19 protein-coding genes and 1 tRNA gene are annotated in these 21,404 nt (G+C 64.9%); 13 read left to right on the forward strand and 7 right to left on the reverse strand.

The genetic code is table 11. From position 1 onward, the window contains the following. The first annotated feature begins 2 nt into the window (after positions 1–2). The 9 genes from K3148_RS00005 (at position 3) to phoB (ending at position 8,868) form a co-directional block, all read left to right on the forward strand. A tRNA-Glu gene (locus K3148_RS00005) sits at positions 3–77 on the forward strand. 68 nt (positions 78–145) lie between these two features. After that, positions 146–1,315: a sensor histidine kinase gene (locus K3148_RS00010; RefSeq protein ID WP_221425324.1), complete on the forward strand. Its 1,170-nt coding sequence runs from the start codon at positions 146–148 to the stop codon at positions 1,313–1,315. A gap of 140 nt (positions 1,316–1,455) precedes the next feature. Beyond that, positions 1,456–2,811, forward strand: a complete 1,356-nt coding sequence (locus tag K3148_RS00015; RefSeq protein ID WP_221425325.1) for an OprO/OprP family phosphate-selective porin — start codon at positions 1,456–1,458, stop codon at positions 2,809–2,811. Positions 2,812–2,941: 130 nt separating this feature from the next. Then, positions 2,942–3,991, forward strand: a complete 1,050-nt coding sequence (locus K3148_RS00020) for a substrate-binding domain-containing protein (RefSeq protein WP_221425326.1) — start codon at positions 2,942–2,944, stop codon at positions 3,989–3,991. 16 nt (positions 3,992–4,007) lie between these two features. Beyond that, entirely contained in the window at positions 4,008–5,393 is a 1,386-nt protein-coding gene (pstC, locus tag K3148_RS00025; protein WP_221425327.1) for a phosphate ABC transporter permease subunit PstC, read from the forward strand. Continuing rightward, the gene (gene pstA, locus K3148_RS00030; RefSeq protein ID WP_221425328.1) at positions 5,386–6,636 is read left to right on the forward strand and encodes a phosphate ABC transporter permease PstA; all 1,251 of its coding nucleotides are present in this window, start codon (positions 5,386–5,388) and stop codon (positions 6,634–6,636) included. The genes pstC and pstA overlap by 8 nt, the downstream gene beginning before the upstream one ends. A 38-nt stretch (positions 6,637–6,674) precedes the next feature. After that, on the forward strand, positions 6,675–7,421 hold the full coding sequence (gene pstB / locus K3148_RS00035; protein ID WP_221426555.1) for a phosphate ABC transporter ATP-binding protein PstB: 747 nt from the start codon (positions 6,675–6,677) through the stop codon (positions 7,419–7,421). A 12-nt stretch (positions 7,422–7,433) separates the two neighbouring features. Beyond that, entirely contained in the window at positions 7,434–8,105 is a 672-nt protein-coding gene (phoU, locus tag K3148_RS00040; protein WP_221425329.1) for a phosphate signaling complex protein PhoU, read from the forward strand. 73 nt (positions 8,106–8,178) lie between these two features. After that, positions 8,179–8,868, forward strand: a complete 690-nt coding sequence (gene phoB, locus K3148_RS00045) for a phosphate regulon transcriptional regulator PhoB (RefSeq protein WP_221426556.1) — start codon at positions 8,179–8,181, stop codon at positions 8,866–8,868. On the opposite strand, the gene K3148_RS00050 is transcribed toward phoB, so the two are convergent. From K3148_RS00050 to K3148_RS00070, 5 genes are read right to left on the reverse strand one after another with little or no spacing between them, the layout of a single operon-like run. Continuing rightward, positions 8,869–9,594 (reverse strand): extensin-like domain-containing protein, encoded by a 726-nt coding sequence (locus tag K3148_RS00050; RefSeq protein ID WP_221425330.1) that lies wholly within the window; start codon positions 9,592–9,594, stop codon positions 8,869–8,871. Further along, entirely contained in the window at positions 9,591–10,229 is a 639-nt protein-coding gene (locus K3148_RS00055; RefSeq protein WP_221425331.1) for a LysE family translocator, read from the reverse strand. The genes K3148_RS00050 and K3148_RS00055 overlap by 4 nt, the downstream gene beginning before the upstream one ends. Before the next feature lie 25 nt (positions 10,230–10,254). Then, positions 10,255–13,869, reverse strand: a complete 3,615-nt coding sequence (locus K3148_RS00060) for an error-prone DNA polymerase (protein ID WP_221425332.1) — start codon at positions 13,867–13,869, stop codon at positions 10,255–10,257. A 1-nt stretch (position 13,870) separates the two neighbouring features. Then, complete coding sequence (locus K3148_RS00065) at positions 13,871–15,307, reverse strand: UdgX family uracil-DNA binding protein (RefSeq protein WP_221425333.1); 1,437 nt, start codon at positions 15,305–15,307, stop codon at positions 13,871–13,873. Beyond that, positions 15,304–16,548 carry a putative DNA modification/repair radical SAM protein gene (locus K3148_RS00070; protein ID WP_221425334.1) on the reverse strand — a complete coding sequence of 415 codons (1,245 nt, stop codon included), beginning with the start codon at positions 16,546–16,548 and terminating at the stop codon, positions 15,304–15,306. The genes K3148_RS00065 and K3148_RS00070 overlap by 4 nt, the downstream gene beginning before the upstream one ends. Before the next feature lie 220 nt (positions 16,549–16,768). Here K3148_RS00070 and K3148_RS00075 point away from each other — a divergent pair, with 220 nt between their 5' ends. From K3148_RS00075 to K3148_RS00085, 3 genes are all read left to right on the forward strand, one after another. Next, positions 16,769–17,368, forward strand: coding sequence for a phosphoribosyl-AMP cyclohydrolase (locus K3148_RS00075; RefSeq protein WP_221425335.1), 600 nt, complete (start codon positions 16,769–16,771; stop codon positions 17,366–17,368). A 142-nt stretch (positions 17,369–17,510) separates the two neighbouring features. Further along, positions 17,511–17,909 (forward strand): PilZ domain-containing protein, encoded by a 399-nt coding sequence (locus tag K3148_RS00080; protein ID WP_221425336.1) that lies wholly within the window; start codon positions 17,511–17,513, stop codon positions 17,907–17,909. A 55-nt stretch (positions 17,910–17,964) separates the two neighbouring features. Further along, positions 17,965–18,312 (forward strand): hypothetical protein, encoded by a 348-nt coding sequence (locus tag K3148_RS00085; RefSeq protein ID WP_221425337.1) that lies wholly within the window; start codon positions 17,965–17,967, stop codon positions 18,310–18,312. Between the two features lie 4 nt (positions 18,313–18,316). On the opposite strand, the gene K3148_RS00090 is transcribed toward K3148_RS00085, so the two are convergent. Further along, the gene (locus K3148_RS00090; protein WP_247711692.1) at positions 18,317–19,831 is read right to left on the reverse strand and encodes a DUF6504 family protein; all 1,515 of its coding nucleotides are present in this window, start codon (positions 19,829–19,831) and stop codon (positions 18,317–18,319) included. A gap of 51 nt (positions 19,832–19,882) precedes the next feature. Next, complete coding sequence (locus K3148_RS00095) at positions 19,883–20,758, reverse strand: hypothetical protein (protein WP_247711595.1); 876 nt, start codon at positions 20,756–20,758, stop codon at positions 19,883–19,885. Between the two features lie 134 nt (positions 20,759–20,892). Here K3148_RS00095 and K3148_RS00100 point away from each other — a divergent pair, with 134 nt between their 5' ends. Further along, complete coding sequence (locus tag K3148_RS00100; protein ID WP_221425338.1) at positions 20,893–21,378, forward strand: pyridoxamine 5'-phosphate oxidase family protein; 486 nt, start codon at positions 20,893–20,895, stop codon at positions 21,376–21,378. Positions 21,379–21,404 lie beyond the last annotated feature (26 nt).

Here is a 21,404-nt window from a genome sequence, read left to right on the forward strand (position 1 = left end):
GTGGCCCGTTCGTCTAGCGGTTAGGACGCGGCCCTTTCACGGCTGAAACACGGGTTCGATTCCCGTACGGGTCACCACCACTCGCATGACAAATCGCATGGCGCACTAGCGCGGAGCCGAGAGGCTCGCTAAGCGCGTGCCCGAAATGAGCGAACGCCCTTTCCCCTGGTCCGCATTTGCGCTGGCGATCGCGACGGCAATCGGCCTGGCCGTGCTCGGCTTGCCGATCCTTCCCATCCTCCTCATGCTGCTGGTCTGGGCAGGATCGCTCTATCTGGTCGGCTCTGCCCCGCCGCCGCCCGTGCAGGCGAACGGCAATGGCGGCATCTCGCGCGACATGATGGGCGACCTTGTCGAACACTCCCAGACGCCGGTGCTGGTCACCGATGGCGGGCGCGTGATCATCGCCAATCTCGCGGCGCGCCGCCTGCTGGGCGCGCATATCGTCGGGCAGGACGCGCGAATTGCGCTGCGCAAGCCCGAAGCAATCAGCCTGCTGGAAAGCAACGAGGATGGCGCAGCGGTGGTGCGAGGCCTTGCCCGCAGGCGTGACATCTGGCGCATCAACCGCAAGACGCTCGACGGCGGTCTTGCCATTATCGAGCTGGTCAACCGCACCGCCGAGGCGGACATCAGCCGCGCGCACACCGATTTCGTCGCCAATGCGAGCCACGAGTTGCGCACTCCGCTCGCCTCCATCCTCGGATATGTCGAGACGCTGCGGGACGATATAGACGATCTCGATCCCAAGATGGGCGACAAGTTCCTGGCCACCATCCAGCGCGAAGGGCGGCGGCTGCAAGATCTCGTGAGCGATCTCATGTCGCTCTCGCGCATCGAGGCGGAAAAGCACGACATCCCGAACGAGACGCTCGATTTCGGCAAGCTGGTCGACCGCGCGGCGCGCGATGCCGCTGGCGACCGGGCCAAGCGCCTCGATATCGAGGCCCACGGCGATTTCACCATCTGCGGTGACGAGCAACAGCTTGAGCAGCTGGTCCGCAACCTCGTCGACAATGGCCTCAAATATGGCGACGAAGACAAGACCGTGACCGTCCGCCTCCAGCCGCAAGGCGACAAACGCGTGCAGCTGTCGGTGCAGGACCGCGGCGACGGGATTGCGCCCGAACACCTGCCGCACCTCACCCGGCGATTCTATCGCACCGATCCGGGCCGCAGCCGCGCTTCGGGCGGTACGGGGCTTGGCCTCGCCATCGTGAAACACATCGTCGAACGCCATCGCGGCAAGTTCGCGATCGACAGCGTTCTGGGCGAAGGCACGCGGGTGAAGGTGACGCTTCCCCTCGCCAGCTAGGCGCCCAAATCTCCGAAAAATCACAGCTTCTGCACAGGCTGTCCACAGCCTGCATGGTCACGCACGCCATGTGTCACAAAGCCGTAATAGAGCGGTCATAGAGGCGACCCCGGATCGTAACCTCGTAAGGGATTCGTAACATGAAGACCGCTTTCAAGCTCTCCGTCCTCGCGGCGGCCATGAGCTGCACCATTGCTACTCCGGTGTTCGCGCAGGACGCAGCTGCCACCCCAACCGCCGAAGAAGAACTCGCCGCCATGCGCGCGCAGCTGCAGGCGCTCGTCAGCCGCATCGACCAGCTCGAAACCGAGCTGGAGCAGACCCAGGCGGCCCAGGCCGACCAGGACGCCGTGATCGCGGCCAACGCCGAAGCGGTCGCCCAGCCTGCGCCCGAGCCCAAGCCGGCTGCCGTGCTCGAAAAGAGCGGGTGGAGCTTCAAGCCTCGCGGCCGACTGATGTTCGACGCCGGCACCGTGAACGCGCCCGATTCGGTCGATGCCGACACCGGCTTCGGCAACGAGGTTCGCCGCGCACGCCTTGGCGCTTCGGGCGATCTACCCGGCGGCTTCGGCTACAAGTTCGAGCTCGACTTCGCTGGTAACGAGGTCGAGGCGGCCGACGCCATCCTCACCTATGAAGACGGCGATTTCGAAGTCACCGTGGGCCACCACAACAACTTCCAGTCGCTCGAAGAGCTGACCAGCTCGCTGCACACCAGCTTCATCGAGCGCGCCGCCTTCACCGACGCCTTCGGTTTCGAGCGCCGCATCGGACTCTCGGCGAGCTATGAAGCTGGCATCGTGCTGGCCCAGGCCGGTGTCTTCACCGACAATTTCGACGACACCGGGACCGACAATCGCGGCGTCGACGGCCGCTTGGTCGTGATGCCCAAGCTCGGCAATACCCAGCTGCACCTCGGCGGTTCGCTGCATTATAACGAGCTTGGCGAAGAGGATGCCACCGTGCGCTATCGCCAGCGTCCGCTCGTCCATTTCACCTCGACGCGCTTCGTGAACACCGGCAACCTCGGAGCCGACAGCGAATTCGGCGCCGGTCTCGAAGCCGCCGCCATCGCCGGTCCGTTCCACGCCGTGGCCGAAGGCTACTGGCAGAATGTCGACATGCCGCTTTCCGAAAACCCGACCTTCTTCGGCGGCTATGCCGAGGTCGGCTACTTCCTCACCGGCGGCGATACGCGCGGCTACAAGGGCGGCAAGTTCGACCGCACCAAGCCCGCCAATCCGGTCGGCGAAGGCGGTTTCGGTTCGCTGCAGTTCAACCTGCGCTACGACCACCTCGACCTCAACGACGCCGGCATCCTCGGCGGCGTGCAGAATGGCTACCAGGCCTCGCTCGTCTGGAAGCCCACCGATTACACGCTCTTCAGCGTGAATTACGGCCGGATGGACTACAAGGACGCCGTCATCCCGACCGCCGACGGCGACACCGATTACGGCGTCGATGCCTTCGGTGTGCGCGCACAGGTCGATTTCTGATCGCAATGCCGTTATGGGGCCGCCAACCACAGATTCGGTGGCCCCGTAGCGAAAGTCACACTCTTGTCGTCAACACGTAACATTATCGCGCTCTTGCGCGGCTAGTGGACACCAAAGGGGTACCCTAAGAATGACCAAGACTTTCAAACTCGCTCTCGCGGCCGCCTCGGCCCTGACCCTCGCCGCTTGCGGCGGTAACGACGCCGGTGGCGGCGCCTCGCGCGACCAGATCAAGGCCGTCGGTTCCTCGACCGTCTATCCGTTCGCCAAGGCCGTTTCGGAAACCTTCACCCGCTCGAACCCCGACTTCAAGTCGCCGATCATCGAATCGACCGGCACGGGCGGCGGCATGAAGCTGTTCTGCGCCGGCGTCGGCGCCGAAACGCCCGACATCGCGAACGCCTCGCGCCGCATGAAGGCCAGCGAGTTCGAGACCTGCCAGCAGAACGGCGTCACCGACGTCATCGAAATCCAGGTCGGCCTCGACGGGATTGCCTTGGCCTCGGCCAAGGGCGGCATCACAATGAACCTGACGCCCAAGATGGTCTACGAAGCCATCGCAGCGCGTCCCTATGGCGAAGAACAGACCAACCAGAAGTGGTCTGACGTCGACCCGTCGCTGCCGGATGTCGATATCCTCGTCTACGGTCCGCCGAGTACCTCGGGTACGCGTGACGCGCTAAAGGAACTGATCCTCGAAGTCGGCTGCGACACTAACGCCGAAATGAAGGCGCTCAAGGACAGCGACAAGGACCAGCACGCCCAGCTCTGCACCGAAGTGCGCAGCGACGGAGCCTATGTCGACCAGGGCGAGCAGGACAACCTGATCGTGCAGAAGATCGAAGGTAACCCGAACGCTGTGGGTATCTTTGGCTATTCCTATCTTGAGGAAAACGCCGACAAGGTGCAGGGCCTCAACATGAACGGCGTTGCTCCCACCTACGAGAACATCGCCAGCTTCGAATATCCCGGCGCGCGTCCGCTCTACGTCTACGTCAAGAAGGCCCACCTCGATGCCATCCCCGGCCTCAAGGAATTCCTCGGCCAGTGGACCACGATGTGGAACCGTGACGGCGAACTCGCCAAGATCGGCCTCGTGGCCAACCCCGATGACGTGATGGCCCGCTCGATGTCGGCCGCCACGAACTACGACACGCTCGACGGCTCCGAGCTCAAGTAAGGACTACGCACGCACGATGTCGCCGACCCTCCTGCTTCTCCTGGCCCTCGGGCTCGGGCTCGCCGGTTGGTTGGCGGCTCGTGCACGTGCATGGTCCTTCCGGCGCGCCAGCCCCGATGGGCGGCTGGCTAGCCTTCCCAGCTATCACGCGTGGTACGTGGCGCTGTGGATCGTTCTGCCCGTCCTGATTTTCGTCGGGGCGTGGAGCGCGATTGCGCCCGGCCTCGTCACCCAGTCGGTCCTGGCCACGCCTGCGGCTGACCAGCTGCCGGCCTTCGGCTTCCAGCGCCAGACCATCCTCAACGAAGCGCGCGCGGTCGCGAGCGGCGCCGCACAGGGCGTGTTCAACCCGCTCGCCCGCGAATTCGTCGAGCCGTATCGCGAGGCGATCAGCCGCTACAATTGGATCGGCATTATCGTCACGCTGGCGATCGCCTTCCTCGGCGGCGTCTGGGCCTTCCTGCGCCTCAAACCCGATTTTGCCGCGCGCAACCGCGTGGAAAAGATCGTCATGGCGATCCTGCTCGGTGCCTCGCTGGTCGCCATCCTGACCACGCTCGGCATCTTCGTCAGCCTCGTGTTCGAGACTATCCGCTTCTTCGGCATGGTCAATCCGATCGACTTCCTGTTCGGCACCCATTGGGCACCCGACCCGATGGCCAATGCCGAGAACCCGGACCCAACCCGCTACGGCGCGATCCCGCTGTTCTGGGGCACGCTCTTCATCGGCGCAATCATCGCCATGATCGTGGCTATCCCGCTCGGCCTGATGAGCGCGATCTACCTCACGCAATACGCCAATCCCAAGCTGCGCGCCTGGGTGAAGCCGGCGCTCGAAATCCTCGCCGGTGTCCCGACCGTGGTCTATGGCTATTTCGCTGCGCTCACGATCGCCCCGGCGATCCGTGACTTCGCGATTTCGCTGGGTGCATCCTCCGCCTCGAGCGAGAGCGCGCTGGCCGCAGGCCTCGTCATGGGCGTTATGATCATTCCCTTCGTCTCCTCCATGGCCGACGACAGCATCGCCGCCGTGCCGCAGGCCATGCGCGACGGCAGCCTCGCCATGGGCGCGACCACCAACGAGACGATCCGCCGCGTGATCGTGCCCGCCGCCCTGCCCGGCATCGTGGCGGGCGTCATGCTGGCGATCAGCCGCGCTATCGGCGAAACGATGATCGTGGTGATGGCCGCCTCTACCGCCGCCAATCTCAGCGCCAACCCGCTCGACTCCATGACCACGGTGACGGTCCAGATCGTCGCCATGCTGACGGGTGAAGGCAGTTTCGACCACCCGGCAACGCTCAGCGCGTTTGCCTTGGGGTTCGTGCTGTTCCTCGTCACCCTCGGTCTCAACTTCATCGCCCTGCGCGTCGTGAAGAGGTTCCGCGAAGCTTATGAGTGAGCAAATCGCCCCCACGCGCACGCCCGCTTTCGAAGCGCGGCTGAAAAAGCGCTACGCAGCCGAAAAGCGGTTCAAGGCCATGGGTCTTGCCGCCATCGTCTTCTCCGTCGCCGTGCTGGTTTACCTGCTCGGCACGATGACCCTCAACGGCATCGGCGGCTTCCAGCGCGCCGAGGTGGCCGTGCCGATCGATTTCACCCAAGCCGGGATCTCCGCCGATCCTTCCGTCATGGGTACCTCGCAGGCGATGCAGTCGCTCGAGGCGCAGGGCCTGCGCGACGTGGTGCAGTATTTCGCTATCGAGGAACTGGGCGAAGCGGGAGCGGAAGAAATCGGCACGCAGGCCTGGCGCGATGTCGCCGCCGCGATTTCGGCGGACCCCGGCATCGTGCAGCGTCAGGAAACCTTCTGGATTCCGGCCAGCGCCGATCTTGCCCAAGGCCTCGCGGGCGAAGGCTCTGCGGAGATGCAGGCGCTCGCCTCGCAGCTCGCCGAAGAAGGCAAGCTCGCCAAGAATTTCGACGCGGGCTTCTTCTCCCGCGCCGACGCCACCAACCCTCAGCAGGTGGGTATCTGGGGCGCGCTCAAGGGCTCGATCCTGACGATGATCGTCACGCTCGCCCTCGCCTTCCCGATCGGCGTCCTGGCAGCGCTCTACCTCGAGGAATACGCGCCGAAGAACAGGTGGACCGACCTCATCGAGCTGTCGATCAACAATCTCGCGGCGGTCCCCTCGATCATTTTCGGCCTGCTCGGCCTTGCGGTCTTCCTGACCATTTTCCCGAGTTACCGCTCCGCCCCGCTCATCGGCGGTATGACGCTGGCGCTGATGACCATGCCGGTTATCGTGATCGCCGGCCGCAACGCCATCAAGGCCGTGCCGCCCAGCATCCGCGACGGTGCGCTGGCCGTGGGCGCTTCGCCCGTACAGGTGGTCTTCCACCACGTCCTGCCGCTCGCCCTGCCCGGAATCCTGACCGGCACCATCATCGGCATGGCCCGAGCATTGGGCGAAACCGCGCCGCTGCTGATGATCGGCATGCGCGCCTTCGTCGCGAGCCCGCCCGACAGCTTCACCGCGCCCGCCACCGTGCTGCCGATGCAGATCTTCCTCTGGTCCGATGAAATCGACCGCGGTTTCGTGGAGCGCACCAGCGCTGCTATCATCGTCCTCTTGCTGTTCCTCCTCGTGATGAACGGCCTCGCCATCTACCTGCGCAACAAGTTCGAGAAAAAGTGGTGACCGTAGTCCATCCCAATCTGACCGACACCGACGCCAAGATGAGCGCGCGCGATGTCAGCGTGTTCTACGGTGACAAGAAGGCGATCGACGATGTTTCGATCGACATTCCGACGAAGTATGTCACCGCCTTCATCGGCCCCTCGGGCTGCGGCAAGTCGACCTTCTTGCGCACGCTCAACCGCATGAACGACACGATCCCTTCGGCGCGTGTCGAAGGCGAGATCACGCTCGATGGCGACAACATTTACAGCCCGAAGCTCGACGTCGTGCAGCTGCGCGCTCGCGTCGGCATGGTGTTCCAGAAGCCGAACCCCTTCCCCAAGTCGATCTACGACAACATCGCCTACGGCCCGAAGATCCACGGCCTCGCCGAGGGCAAGGACGAGCTCGATGCGGTGGTCGAGAAGTCGCTCCGCCGCGCTGGTCTGTGGGAAGAGGTCAAGGATCGCCTGCAGGACAGCGGCACCGCGCTTTCGGGCGGTCAGCAGCAGCGTCTGTGCATCGCCCGCGCCATCGCGGTCGACCCCGAAGTGATCCTGATGGACGAGCCCTGCTCGGCGCTCGACCCGATCGCAACCGCCAAGATCGAAGAGCTTATAGACGAACTAAACGGTCGTTATGCGATCGTTATCGTTACGCACTCGATGCAGCAGGCGGCCCGTGTCAGCCAGCGTACCGCCTTCTTTCACCTTGGAAAGATGGTGGAATATGGCCGGACTTCTGACATATTCACCAATCCGATCGAACAGCGCACGCAGGATTACATCACCGGGCGCTACGGATAAGGCTTTGAGAACATGAACGAACATACCGTAAAAGCCTTCGACGAAGACATCACGCGCCTCCGCGGCCTTATCGCGGAAATGGGCGGCCTCGCCGAAGTGGCGATCCAGGAAGCGCTCGACGCGCTGGTCAAGGGCGACGACGATCTCGCCAAGAAAGTCGTCAAGGGCGACAAGAAGATCGACGCGCTTGAAAGCGAGATCGACAAGCTCGCCGTGCGCATCATCGCCCTGCGCGCCCCGATGGCGGACGACCTTCGCGAAGTCATTGCCGCGCTTAAGATCGCGGGCGTTGTCGAACGCATCGGCGACTATTCGAAGAACATCGCCAAGGCGAGCCGCGAAATCGGCGACAATCGCAAGCAGTTCGAACCGCTTACGCTACTCCCCGCCATGGCCGAAGTCGCCAGCGAAATGGTCCACGACGTGCTGACCGCCTATGCCGCGCGCGACCCGGAACTCGCGCGCGAAGTCATCGCGGCGGACGAGAAGGTCGACGCCTTCTACAATTCGATCTTCCGCAACCTCGTCAGCCACATGGTCGAAAACCCCTCGACCATCTCGAGCGCCGCGCAGCTGCTCTTCGTCGCCCGCAACCTCGAACGCATCGGCGACCACGCGACGAATGTTGCCGAAATGGTGCACTTTGCCGCGACGGGCACCTATCCGCCCGACGAGGACGGTTGACCGGTTGCCTGACACAAATCTGTAGCTTGAGGGTCATACTGCCGTGCCAACCAAACCGCAGGAAGGGGCCAAGGTGCAGGCAGGCAAGTTACTACTGGTCGAGGACGATCCGGCCCTCGCCGAGCTGCTCGAATACCGTTTTGCCAACGAGGGCTACGATGTTCGCGCAACCTCGGACGGGGACGAAGCCTTGCTGCTCGCTGCCGAGGACGTGCCCGATCTCGTCATTCTCGACTGGATGATCGAAGGCACCAGCGGCATCGAAGTGTGCCGCCGCCTGCGCCGCGACAAGGCCACCGCCAGCGTCCCCATCATCATGCTGACTGCGCGCGAAGCCGAGGACGACCGCATCCGCGGCCTCGAAACCGGCGCCGACGATTATCTGACCAAGCCCTTCTCCCCGCGTGAACTTCTCGCCCGCGTAGCAGCCGTAATGCGCCGCATCCGGCCGGTCCTGGCGGGCGAAAGCGTCGAAGTCGGCGATCTCGCGCTCGATCCCGTCGCCCACAAGGTGACGCGTCGGGGCAAGACCCTGAAGCTTGGCCCGACCGAGTACCGCCTGCTGAAGTTCTTCATGGAAAGCCCGGGCCGCGTCTTCAGCCGTAACCAGCTCCTCGACGGTGTCTGGGGAACCGAAAGCGATATCGAACTGCGCACGGTCGACGTCCATATCCGCCGCCTGCGCAAGGCGATCGAGATCGAAGGTGCGAAGGACCCCGTGCGTACCGTGCGCAGCGCAGGATATTCGCTCGAAGCGGCCTAATCAGCGGCAGACGCTGGTCCAGCGGCTGTCCATGTCGAAATGAAAGTGATCGGCGTGCGCGGCGTTGTAATCGGGTGAGAGTACCGTCGAGAACGCTCCGCAGGCGCCGTCGCGTACCGCGCGCAGGAAGCGTTGCTTGTCGCCCTCGCCCTGCCAGTCGGACAACACGCTGATATGGGTCCCGTCCGCCAATACGAAGCCGGCAATGTCGAGCGCGTTGGCGGTCGCGTGCTCGCTCCACGGGCCGTCCTCGCGCCCGTACATCCGGCGGCAGGAATAGGCGCCCAGATGCTCGATCCGGGCCACCTCGCTGCCGAAAATTTCGCGCGCTGCGGGCTCGAGCGTGTCCCGCTTCCAGAGTTCCATAGCCACGGCCACCGGACAGGTCGTGGCAGGCGTGTCCGGGCTCAGCGGATAGCCGGAAAGCCGGGTGCGGTCCTCGCGGCGGCATTCACCCTCGCCGGCAGGCTCCAGCGCGCGAAAACCGACCTCGCTGCGCTCGAGTACCGCACGGCAGGTGGCGACGTCGTCGCGCAGCGCCACGAGTTTCTGCTGGGTTGCCCAGCCCCTGGGATCGTTCAGGTCCAGCGGTGCCCAAGGGTTGTGCTCCGGATGGGTCGCGAGCCAGCTGCGGGCCGCGACGAGCAGCCCTGCCAGCACCAGCAGCAGGACCACGCGCCGGTCGAAGACGAATTTCCCGATGCGGCGCGAGATGGTGAAGGTCAAAGCTGCGTCCCGTAGAGGTCGACCGCAATGGCGATCGCGATCAGGATGAATACGATTCCGATGCCCCTATCGATCCATCGCCGCGTGGCTGCCCGCTCCATCGCCCGCGCAAGCCGCTTCCCCGCGCCGATGTAGGCCCAGCCCACGAGCAGGTCGAGCACCAGCGCGATGACCGCCAGCGTGACGATCTGCCAGCCCACGGGCAGGTCCGGATCGACGAAGGGCGGGATGATGGCGACCATGTAGACGAGCGATTTCGGGTTGCCGATGGCTACCGCGATACCGTCGCGAAAGGCGTGGGCGGACGGTTTGTGCGCCGGTGCGGCAGCGTCGTCCTCGCCCGCGTGGAAGGAGTGGCGGATCGCCTTTGCGCCCAGCCAGGCCAGGTAGAGCACGCCGGCGATGGCCAACAGCCGGAAGGCCAGCGGATAGGCCCTGGCGAGGGTCCCCAGCCCCAGCGCGGCGGCCAGCCACCAAAGGATGTAGCCCACCTGCATTCCCAGCAGCGCCGCCCAGCCCGAGCGGGCTCCGCGCCAGATCGCCTGTCCCATGACGAACATCATCGACGGGCCCGGCACGATGCTGGTGGTCGCGGTGATGAGGGCGAAGGCGAGAAGGCGCTCGGGATCGAACATGCGGAAGGGCGCTCTAGCGCCGGCCTCAGTGGAAGTCGCGCGATTTCGGGATGATGCGCACATCGCGCGGGTGGCCCTGATGCCAGCCACACTCGCGATTGCCCGGCGGCGGCTCCTGCCACGGTTCGACGGGCTGGTAGGGATCGTCCTTGCCCTCGCGCAGATTGTCACGCGGGTTGAACTTGTCGGGCAGCGGGCTGCTGACATGATCGGCGCGCGCGAGCGGGGCGTTGAGCATATCGTCGGAGAGCTTGTGCAACTCGCCCGTCGCATCGGTCATGTGCTGCGCGATGACGTGGATGACCTCGTCGTCATATTCGACCCGGCCGCGCACCTCCATCAGGCGCGAACCCATGACCACGCGGCGCTGTTTCTCCTTGAGGTCCGGCCAGACGACGAGGTTGATGACCCCGGTCTCATCCTCCAGCGTGATGAAGCACACGCCCTTGGCGCTACCCGGTCGCTGGCGGATCAGCACCACGCCCGCGACATGGACCATGGACCGGAATTTCTTCGCGCGCAGGTCGCAGGCGCGCACGAAGCCGCGCTCGGCCAGGCTGGCGCGCAGGAACGCCATGGGATGCGCCTTCAGGCTGAGGCGCGTGGTCTGGTAATCGGCCACCACTTCTTCGCTGAGCGGCATTTGCGGCAGCTGCGTGATCTGCTTTTCCGCCCCCTCGTCCCGCGCCGCAGCGACGGCGAACAGCGGCAGGTCCGCCCCGCCGACAAGGCTGCGCGCATCCCACAAGGCCTGCCTGCGCGAGAGCTTCATCGAACCGAAGGCATCCGCGCTGGCGAGGCGTTCGACATGGGCGGGTCCGGTGCGGGCGCGATCCCGCAAGGCGCGTACGTCCTCATAGCGCCCGTTCGCCTCGCGCTCGGCAATGAGCTGCGCGGCGACGGCTTCGGGCAGCCCGTCGATCTGGCGCAGACCGAGGCGCAGAGCGATATGCTTGTCGAGGCGACCTGAATCGCCGTCGGTTGCCCTGCCTTCTGCGATCTCCTCCAGCGTGCAGTCCCATTGCGACAAATTCACATCCGCAGGGAGCACCCACACCCCGTGCTCCGCCGCATCGCGCACGATCTGGGCGGGCGCATAAAAACCCATGGGCTGCGAATTGAGCAGCGCGCAGGCGAAAGCCGCGGGGAAGTGGCACTTGAGCCAGCTCGATACGTAGACGAGATGCGCGAAACTGGCCGCGTGGCTTTCGGGAAAGCCGTATTCGCCGAAGCCGCGGATCTGGTTGAAGCAGCGCTGGCTGAAATCGCGGTCATAGCCACGGTGGACCATGCGCTCGACCATCATGTCCTGCAGCTCGTCCACCATGCCGCGGCTGCGGAAAGTGGCCATGGCCTTGCGCAGCCGGTTCGCCTCCTTGGACGAAAACTTGGCCGCATCGAGCGCGATCTTCATCGCCTGCTCCTGGAAGATCGGGACGCCCAGCGTGCGCTCGAGAATGCTGGAAAGTTCATCGGGCGGGCCATGCTGCGGCGATGGCGCGGGGATCACCACCGGCTCCGCCCCGCGGCGGCGCTTGAGATAGGGATGCACCATGTCGCCCTGGATCGGACCGGGGCGGACGATGGCGACCTGGATGACGAGATCGTAGAACTGCCGCGGGCGCAGGCGCGGCAGCATATTCATCTGCGCGCGGCTCTCGACCTGAAACACGCCGAGCGAGTCCCCTGCGCGCAGCATGGCGTAGGTTTCCGGGTCCTCGCGCGGGACATTGGCGAGGGTGAGCTGGCGGCCGTGGTGGTCGCCCAAGAGGTCGAGGCATTTCCTGATGCAGGTCAGCATGCCCAGCGCCAGCACGTCGACCTTGAGAATGCCGAGCGCCTCGATATCGTCCTTGTCCCACTCGATGAAACTGCGATCGGGCATGGCGCCATTGCCCACAGGCACCGTCTCGGTCAGCGCGCCTTCGGTGAGGATAAACCCGCCGACATGCTGCGACAAATGGCGCGGCATTCCAATCATTTGCTCGGTCAGTTTGAGAACACGCTTCAGGTGTGGATCGGTCACATCCATACCCGTTTCGGCGGCGTGGCGTTCGCTGATCTCGCGGCCCCAGCCGCCCCACACCGTCTTGGCGAGCGCAGCCGTGACGTCTTCGGTCAGCCCCATCGCCTTGCCCACCTCGCGGATCGCCATGCGCGGGCGGTAATGGATCACCGTGGCGCAAAGCCCGGCACGGTGCCGGCCGTATTTGCGATAGAGATACTGGATGACCTCCTCGCGCCGCTCATGCTCGAAATCGACGTCGATATCGGGCGGCTCCTTGCGGTCTTCGGAGATGAAGCGGTCGAACAACAGCTGGTGCTGCGCCGGGTCGACATTGGTGATACCGAGGCAATAGCAGACCGCCGAATTGGCCGCGCTGCCGCGCCCCTGGCACAGGATCGGGGGGGCGACCTTGTTCCGCGCGAAATCGACGATGTCCTTGATGGTCAGGAAATAGCGCGCGAGGTCCATCTTGCCGATGAGCGCGAGTTCCTTGTGCAGCGTTTCGGTGACGCTGTCGGGCACCCCTGCGGGATAGCGCCAGTCGGCTCCTTTCCAGGTCTCGCTTTCGAGATAGTCCTGCGGTTCCGCGCCGCCGGGATAGAGTTCTTCCGGGTATTCGTATTTCAACTCGTCGAGGCTGAAATCGCAGGCATCCGCCACTTCGCGCGCGGCGGAAATTGCGTGCGGCCAGCGCTCGAACAAGCGGCACATGGTCTCGGGCGGCTTGAGGTACCGCTCGGCATTGCCGTGGAGGAGGTGCCCGGCGCGCGCGACCGTGGTCTTGTGCCGGATCGCGGTCATCACGTCCTGCAGGGGGCGGCGGTCGGGCGTCGCGTAATGCACGTCGTTGGTGGCGAGGATGGAGAGGCCGTTCGCCTTCGCAAGCGTGTCCAGCTGCTCGATCCGCGCGACGTCGCTGTCGGTGTAGAGGAAGGCGGCGGCGATATGGCGAAGCGTGGGGAGTTGCTGTGCGAAGTGGGGGAGGATTTCCTCGAACCGCCCTTCCATCTCAATCATCTCAACGTCACCCCGGCCCCCGAGCCGGGGTCCCGCTTCTTCTGCCGTCGCGCTCGAAGAGGAGCGGGACCCCGGATCAAGTCCGGGGTGACGGAAGGGGACGACGTTGCTTTCAACCTCGATGGTGAACTGCTCGCCCAAATCGCGCGGCGGAATCAGGATCAATTGCACCCCCGCACTATGCTGCGCCAGCATCGCGAGGCTGATGTCGCACGCGCCCTTCTCCTGCCATTCGCCCGACAGCGTGCGCATCCTGCCTGCCGAGATCAGGCGGCATAACCGGCCATAGGCCTTGCGGTTTTTCGGATAGGCAAGGAAGGCCAAGCCTTCGACCGTTTCGATCCGGCAACCGATGCAGGGCTTCAGCTTGAGCGTCTTCGCCTCGGTATGCACGCGCACCACGCCGGCCATGGTGTTGGCATCGGCGATCCCGATCGCGTCATAGCCCAGCGCGCGGGCCTGCAGCACGAGGTCGACCGCGTCCGACGCTCCGCGCAGGAAGCTGAAGCAGGAGACGAGGCCGAGTTCGACAAAGGGCGCGCGTGGCGGCGCGTCTATGCCGTCCGGATCGAGCTCGATCGTCCGCTTGGGTATCTGCTGGTCGTTCTCGGGCATGTCACGCCAGCTCCTCCAGCCGCTGGCGAACAGCGGCGAGGTCGGCATCGAACAGCCGCGCCTGTTCCTCGCGTGCGGGGCCTTCGAGGCGCAGGAGGTAGGAAGGGTGCGCCGTGACCCACAGCTCGCTGCCATCTTCCAGCGCGATGGGGGCGCCGCGCACCTTGGTAATACTCACCGTCTTGCCGAGAACGCTGCGCGCCGCGCTCGCGCCCATGGCGAGCACCAGCTTGGGCTTCACGATCTCCCGCTCGCTCTCGATCCACCAGCGGCAGGTGTCGATCTCCTTCGCGCCCGGGTTCTGGTGGAGCCGCCGCTTGCCGCGCTGGACGTATTTGAAATGCTTCACCGCATTGGTGACATAGGCCGCACGGCGGTCGATACCGACCTTCTCCAGATGCGCGTCGAGCAATTGTCCTGCCGGGCCGACAAAGGGGCGACCGATCTGGTCCTCTTGGTCTCCCGGCTGTTCGCCGACGATCATCAGGGAAGCATCCTGCGGCCCCTCGCCCATGACGGCGTGGTTATCGAGCTGGCCGATGGGGCATTTGCGGCAGCCATGGATCGCCTTGTCGATCGCCTCGAGCGTATCGGGGCGTTCCTCGAATTCCAGCGCGCCCTTCTCAACCATCTTCGCCTCACGCCCCTGCGCGCCCGCGATGAGGTCGGGGATGAGCGCAGCCTCGGGCATATTCTTCCAGTATTTCTTCGGCATCTCCTTCAGCATTGCGCCGATTTTCAGCCGCGCGGGGTTGAAGATGGAGGCGTAATAGGTGCGCCAGAGATCCTCCATCGGATCGCCGCCGGGCGCGTCGTGACGCTCGGCGGGCGGGCCTTCGGACATGGTCTCGGTATCCCAGTGCAGGCTTCCGCGCGGGGTCAGGATCGACCAGCGCATGTTCGAAAAGCGCCGCATGAAGAAGCCTGCATTGGCGCGCAGGATGTGGTGCTCGGGCTCGAACCAGGCGACGTAGTGCTCGCCCACTTCCTCGTCCTCGCTCTCCACCAGCCGGAAACGGACGAAGGCGTGCATCTTGTGGCTGTCGCGCCGGACATTCTTGTCGAGTTCCTCCACCCGGCGAACGTCGAGGTCGGCCTTGTCCTCCATCATTCGCGGGTTCGACTGGAGCCGCCAGAGCAGGCGGTAGAGCAGCGCGAAGCGCTCGGGGTCGGAATGGAGGATGGTATTCTTCGCAAGGCTCACGAAGCGCCGGTTGGCGCGCACCGGCTTCGCATCCATCGGTGGCACGGGCATGCGCCGCTCGCCATGCGCGAAGAGGTCGCCGCTACCGCCCGGCTCGACCCATGCAATCCGGTCGGGCGGCACATCGCACTGGACCAGCGCACGCGCCCGCTCGCGCCAGAAGTCGAAGTCGTCGGCTTCCGGCAGATGCACCACGTAATAAGTGCCGAGTTTGACGTGCTGGAGCGCGGTCATGCGGCAAACAGCTCCAACTGCTCGGTCCTGGGCGCGAGCAGGCTGCGCAAATCGGCGCGGTCGGTTAGCGTGATCGGGCGCCAGTCGACGGTCACGATGAAAGGCCGCACCTTGGTGATCGACTGGGTGAGCAGGGCCACATCATCGAGACGCAGCGCGCGGTGACGGCGGCTCGCCAAAATCTTGCCAACCGCCTTCACGCCGAGGCCGGGGACGCGCAGCAATTGCTCCTTGCTCGCGCGGTTCACATCGACTGGGAAAGCCTCGCGAAACTTGAGCGCCCAGGCGAGCTTGGGATCGATATCGAGCGGCAAATTGCCGTCCGCCTCGGTCGCCTGCATCACATCGGTCGGCTTGTACCCGTAGAAACGCATCAGCCAGTCGGACTGGTAGAGCCGGTGTTCGCGGATCAGCGGTGGGCGTTTCAGCGGCAGCACCGCGCTGGCATCGGGAATGGGCGAGAAGGCGCTGTAATAAACGCGGCGCAGGCGGAAATTGTCGTAGAGCCGGCTCGCCTTGCCCACGATGTCGGCATCGGTCGCGGCATCGGCCCCAACGATCATCTGCGTCGACTGGCCGGCGGGCGCGAAACGCGGGGCGTGCTTGAAGCGCTTCCTCGCATCCTTCGCCTCGACGAGATCGGATTTCACCTTGCCCATCGCGCCTTCAATCTGCCGCGCATCCTTGTCGGGCGCGAGGCGGGTAAGGCCGCTGTCGGTCGGCAGTTCGACATTGATCGAGACACGGTCGGCATAGAGCCCCGCCTGATGGACGATTTCCGGATCGGCCTCGGGGATGGTCTTCAAGTGGATGTAGCCGCGAAAATCATGCTCTTCGCGCAAAATCCGCGCGACTTCGACGATCTGCTCCATCGTGTGGTTGGAGTTCTTCACGATGCCGGAGGAGAGGAACAGCCCCTCGATATAATTGCGGCGGTAGAAGGCGAGCGTCAGGTCGACCACCTCCTGCGGTGTGAAGCGCGCCCGCGCCACGTTCGAGCTCTTGCGATTGACGCAGTAATGGCAGTCGAACACGCAGTGGTTGGTCAGCAGTATCTTGAGCAGCGAGATGCAGCGGCCATCGGGCGCATAGGCGTGGCAGATGCCCATCCCTTCGGTCGAGCCGATACCCCTCCCGCCAAGGCTGTTCTTCTTCGCCGTGCCGGAGGACGCACAGGACGCATCGTATTTCGCCGCATCGGCGAGAATTTCGAGCTTCTGGAGGACAGTCTGCGCGGCCATGCGTTCTATATATGTTCCAATGTTGGATTCGCCAATAACAAAAGGCACAATCGCCGCGGGAACAAAGAAATTGGACACCCGTATTTTTCACGCGGACCGGGCCCCTCTGGCGCGCGCTTCAGGCGCTCGCGATGTCGGACGCAGTTTGAGAGGGGCGGCCGAATATCAACCACCCTTCTCGTGAACAACACCGGCATTTTGCCGACAGAAGGGAAATATCATGAAAACGATTTTTGCAGCCTCCGCTCTTGCCGCCAGCACCCTGACGCTCGCCGCCTGCGGAGAAGCAGCCATGGAGGCGGACACGGATAACGCATCGGCCGATACCGCAACCAATTCGGACGCCAGCCTTCCAATCACCGAGGCCGAAGTCGCCGAAGCGCAAAAGGCGTGGGGCGAAGGCATCGTCGCCATCGGCCAAACCTTTACCGATGGAGGCGATTACCGCGCCAGCGCGCAAGAACATATCGCCACGCACTACGCCTATGGCGACGGGCAAACGATCCTCTTCAAGCCCACTCTGGCTGCCGAAGACCAGTTCCGCGAGAGTGAAACTGAAGCCCTGAGCTATTTCGTCGGCACAGAAGGCACGGAAGACGGCGGCTTCGCCATCGCGCCCTTCACCGCCGTGCGCTGGGAGAACAACGGCACGGTCATTTCCGACAGCGGCGACATGGCCGTGGCCATGGGCAATTACTACTTCACCGGCACCGATGGGAACGAGACGAAGGTCGAATACTCTTTCGCTTACGAACGCGGAGCGGATGGCGAACTCGACATCGTCTTGCACCACAGTTCGATGCCCTACAGCGCGAACTGAACTGAAGACGCCAGGGCGGGCCTCCGGGCCCGCCCTTTTCTGGCTCGGCGCGCTGAATCTTACGTGGAATTAACCCTGTCCATATAGGTCAGATTCACCAGCCTGCCCTACGCCGGATGGACCGACAAAGGAGTTTGACCGCGTGGCGCTTTTCCAACGACTTCCCCAGACGAACCAGGATGAACGTCGTACCGTACAGCGCTACACTGTCGATTGCCCTGCCCAGCTCAAGATGCTCGGCGGAAACCGCGACGGGCGCCTTTCCGATTTGTCGGAAGCTGGCGCACGTTTCGAAACCGCCAATCCCCCGCAAGAAGGCGTGTCGGGTCTGCTTGCATGGGGCGATTACGAGTTCTTCGGCAAGATCGTCTGGGCGAACGAGAACAGTTGCGGCATCGTGTTCGAACGCCCGATCCCGCTAAGCGTGGTCGAGCAGACCTGCGAAGTGATCGAAGTCCAGAGCGGGCCGGTCGCCAATTTCGGTAATATCCCTGTCGCCTCCCGCGGCCGCCGCGCCTCGCTGGTTTCGCGCGACAGCTGACGGTTCAGCTTTGCGACACCTCTCTCGCGCCAGGGGCGATGGCGGAGGTCGTATCATGAAATTTGCCGTTCCCGCCGCGCTCGCGGTTTGTGCCCTACCCTTTGCCGCGCTTGCGCAGGATGAGCGGGAGTTTGATCGTGAGCGCGAAGCCGCGCCCGAACGCTGCGTTTCGGCGACCGTGCTGGTGCCGCCCTTCAACAATTCGCCCGGCGCGCTCGAACAATCGCGCGTTGCCGCCACCACCGTCGAGAACATTCGCCACCGCCGCGGCGAGGCGGCCTATCGCGTGTGCCGCACCAGCGCCATCGCGCCGGAGATCTCCGAGATCGAAGGCTTTGAGGAAAAGGTGCTGACCGAAGAGGAAATGCGCGAGCTCGATCCGGACGCGGTACGCGACAACTGATCGCTCAGGCGCACAGCCCCTGCAGATACCAGTCGGGCGCCCCGCCGCGTCCGTCGCCTGCGATGCCGAGCCGGTAGATCCAGTAGCGCCGCCCGTGCTGGTCCTCGATCCGGTAATAGTCGCGCAGCCGCGTGGCCCCGCGTTCGCGCCACCACTCGGGCGCGATGCGTTCCGGTCCCTCGACGCGCGTCACCTCGTGCACCTCGCCCCGCCAGCGGAAACGTTGCGGATAGCCGTCAGGCGTGGCGTAGAGCACGGCGATTTTCTCGGCCCGGTCGAGCAGTTTCAGGGGCCGGTTGTGGAAGGCCAGCTGCCCCTGGCTGGGCGGTTCGGGTTCGAGCGGGGGCTGCCAGCGCTGGGCGCGTTCGGGGATGTGGCTGGCGAAAGGCACGGGGCGCGTCACCGCCCCCTCGCCCAGCCGCACCGTCAGCCGGTCTACCAGCGCCGACAGCGCGATGCCGTGGTTCTCCGCCGCCGCCTCGATATCGCCCTGCTCCAGCGCGAGCGGCTCGGCCCAACTGGCGCGCAGGCGCAGCATCTCGATCCCGAAGCCTGCATCGATATCGTCGAGCTTCGCCCCGAACAGCCGCACGATATGCGCCGCTTCGCGCGTGGCGGCGGCGAGTTCCAGGCGGCGCACCGTCACTTCGCCATCGACGCGCCATAACCCCAGTTCGAGCCGGCGCGCGCCCTCGCCCCGGCCTTCCAGTTCGCGGGCCATGTCATCGGCAAGGTCGCTCACCACCTGGTCGAGCAGCTGGCGGTGGCGGATGGGTTCGAGCAGGCGGCGCTGGACCAGCGGCATTTGCTGCGGGACCACGGGCAACAGCGGCTCGGGCACGCGGCCGAGCAACTGGTCGAGCCGGATGAGCGGGTTGGCGGCGGGCGACTTGCGGTTGCGGAAACGACGCTGGATCGCGTCGCGGCCGATCGTGGTCAGCTCGCCCAGCTGTTTCAGGCCGAGGCGGCGCAGCACGGTGACCACGTCCTGGTCCAGCCGCAGCGCCGCGACCGGCAGCCCCGAAAGCGCCCGCTCGATCTCCTCTCCCGAACGCCCGCCGATAATGCTGCCCGAACGCGCGTGATGCGACAGCGCCCAAGCCGCGCCCGCCGTCGGCGCGATGGCGCAGCGCACGGTCAGCTCGCGCTTGGCAAAGGCGGCTTCGACATCGGCGACCAGTTTCTCCTCCCCACCGAAGAGATGCGGCACCGCCGTCACGTCGACCAGCAGCCCGTCGGGCGCATCCATCGCCGACCACGGCCCCCAGCGCTGGGCCCAGACGGCGAGCTTCTCGAGGAAGGCGAGGTCGCCCGCCGGATCATAGGGCGCGGTGACGATTCCGGGGCACAGCGTGCGCGCATCGGCCAGCATCATGCCCGCCCGCGCCCCCGCTGCCGCGCCTGCGCGGCTGGCCGCTTCGATCCGCGGCCCGTGCGCCGTGTCGGCAATCAGGACGAGCGGCTTGTCGTCGAACTCACGCCGCTCGGACGCGCCCTGCCGCCAGCGGTCGATCGCCATGGCGGGGAGCCAGATGGAAAGGATGCGGCGGGTCTGCACAATCCACGATTCTCAGACCCGTTCGCCCCGAGCCTGTCGAAGGGCTGTACTTACTTCGGGCGCAGCGCCTGCCAAAGTGAAGGACGGTCCTTCGACAGGCTCAGGACGAACGGAATAGGATCGTGTGTGCTTGCCAAGGGTGAATGCCTTGCCGATGGATGGGCGCGAATAGCTTCCCAACTTGCGAGCAGCCTCCAGCTGTCCGGTTCTCTCGCTCAGCACCCACTCGCCCGGCGCATGGCTGCGCGCGCGGAACAGTTCGGCCTTCCACGCCGGATTGCCCGGGGCCTGCGCGTTCCATTCGGGCGCCGGCGACGGGGCACAGGTCACCTCCCACCGCATCCGCGCCGAGGACAGGTCGCGCCCGGCGTCCACGCGCAGCAGGAACAGCGGCACACCGTGTTTCTGTGCGGTCAGCGTCAGCCGGCGCGAGGCGGTGAAGTCGAGCGCCTTCGGGTTGCCCGACACCTCGCCCAGCACGAAGGCCAGCTCGCGGCAGCGCAGTCCTTCTTCCATTGCGAAGAGGGCATCCTCCGGCTTTTCGGCCAGCACATGGATGAGGCGCGCCTGCAAATCCCCAGGCAGGCCGGCGCGATAGGGCCTGCCGCCCAGCCGCGCGGCATCGCGGGTCTGGACCCACAGCACGCTGCGGCGATCTTCCGCCTCTTCCCCTTCGCCGCGAGGCGCGTTGCGCCAGTCGTCGAGCGCCAGCGCGAGCGCTGCCCCGGCCCCCGCCGCCTCGCGCGAGGAGGCGAAGACTTCGCTGTGCAGCGCCTTGCCCTGCTGCGCCGCCAGCCTCGGACGCCAGCGCGCACTGCGCTGCGCCGAAAGCGTGGCGACATCTTCGAAGGCCGTGGTCGGCAGGGAGGAAAGATCGGGCTGGGACATGGAGAATCGACTCGTGTGTTCCCATTATGTTCCAGCTTGGGCGCGATGGCAATTCCCAAGGCGCTTTTCCACAGCGCGCGGGACCAAACCTGCCGCTCGGTCATTGAAGGGGTGAAACACTCTTGGAGAAACCGATGAAAAACGCCGAAGGCAATCCCGACGAACTGAAAACAAAATTCTGGAAGGCGCTCGACGACAGCCCCTTCCTCTTCCTCCAGCTCGATGGCGACAGCTCCAGCGCCGTTCCCATGAGCCCGCAGCTCGACAAGGACGCCAACAGCTCAATCTGGTTCTTCACCCACACGAAGAGCGATTTCTGCAAGCTTGGCCCGGCAACCGCCACCTTTGCCGGCAAGGGCCACGAAATGTTCGCCCGCTTCCAGGGCAATCTCGTGAAGGAAACCAGCCAGGAACGGTTCGACCAGTTCTGGAACAACTTCGTCGAAGCCTGGTACGATGGCGGCAAGGACGATCCGGACATCTTCTTCATGCGCATGGACCTTGGCGATGCCGAGATCTGGAACGCCGACATGGGCATCCTCAATGTCGCCAAGATGGCGCTGGGCATGAATGTCCATGACGAGGCTGAAGAACAGCACGTGGATTCGGTCGACCTCTAGGCCGACCCAAAAACCAGAATATGGTC

This window comes from Qipengyuania aurantiaca (assembly GCF_019711375.1).
Classification (GTDB): Bacteria; Pseudomonadota; Alphaproteobacteria; order Sphingomonadales; family Sphingomonadaceae; genus Qipengyuania; species Qipengyuania aurantiaca.

What these genes read in the sequence shown, in the direction of transcription:
- K3148_RS00010 (WP_221425324.1), top strand. Translation starts at nt 146, where the DNA reads ATGAGCGAACGCCCTTTCCCCTGGTCCGCATTTGCGCTGGCGATCGCG.
- K3148_RS00015 (WP_221425325.1), top strand. Translation starts at nt 1,456, where the DNA reads ATGAAGACCGCTTTCAAGCTCTCCGTCCTCGCGGCGGCCATGAGCTGC.
- K3148_RS00020 (WP_221425326.1), top strand. Translation starts at nt 2,942, where the DNA reads ATGACCAAGACTTTCAAACTCGCTCTCGCGGCCGCCTCGGCCCTGACC.
- pstC (WP_221425327.1), top strand. Translation starts at nt 4,008, where the DNA reads ATGTCGCCGACCCTCCTGCTTCTCCTGGCCCTCGGGCTCGGGCTCGCC.
- pstA (WP_221425328.1), top strand. Translation starts at nt 5,386, where the DNA reads ATGAGTGAGCAAATCGCCCCCACGCGCACGCCCGCTTTCGAAGCGCGG.
- pstB (WP_221426555.1), top strand. Translation starts at nt 6,675, where the DNA reads ATGAGCGCGCGCGATGTCAGCGTGTTCTACGGTGACAAGAAGGCGATC.
- phoU (WP_221425329.1), top strand. Translation starts at nt 7,434, where the DNA reads ATGAACGAACATACCGTAAAAGCCTTCGACGAAGACATCACGCGCCTC.
- K3148_RS00055 (WP_221425331.1), bottom strand. Translation starts at nt 10,229, where the DNA reads ATGTTCGATCCCGAGCGCCTTCTCGCCTTCGCCCTCATCACCGCGACC.
- K3148_RS00060 (WP_221425332.1), bottom strand. Translation starts at nt 13,869, where the DNA reads ATGCCCGAGAACGACCAGCAGATACCCAAGCGGACGATCGAGCTCGAT.
- K3148_RS00065 (WP_221425333.1), bottom strand. Translation starts at nt 15,307, where the DNA reads ATGACCGCGCTCCAGCACGTCAAACTCGGCACTTATTACGTGGTGCAT.
- K3148_RS00070 (WP_221425334.1), bottom strand. Translation starts at nt 16,548, where the DNA reads ATGGCCGCGCAGACTGTCCTCCAGAAGCTCGAAATTCTCGCCGATGCG.
- K3148_RS00075 (WP_221425335.1), top strand. Translation starts at nt 16,769, where the DNA reads ATGAAAACGATTTTTGCAGCCTCCGCTCTTGCCGCCAGCACCCTGACG.
- K3148_RS00085 (WP_221425337.1), top strand. Translation starts at nt 17,965, where the DNA reads ATGAAATTTGCCGTTCCCGCCGCGCTCGCGGTTTGTGCCCTACCCTTT.
- K3148_RS00090 (WP_247711692.1), bottom strand. Translation starts at nt 19,831, where the DNA reads ATGGCGATCGACCGCTGGCGGCAGGGCGCGTCCGAGCGGCGTGAGTTC.
- K3148_RS00095 (WP_247711595.1), bottom strand. Translation starts at nt 20,758, where the DNA reads ATGTCCCAGCCCGATCTTTCCTCCCTGCCGACCACGGCCTTCGAAGAT.
- K3148_RS00100 (WP_221425338.1), top strand. Translation starts at nt 20,893, where the DNA reads ATGAAAAACGCCGAAGGCAATCCCGACGAACTGAAAACAAAATTCTGG.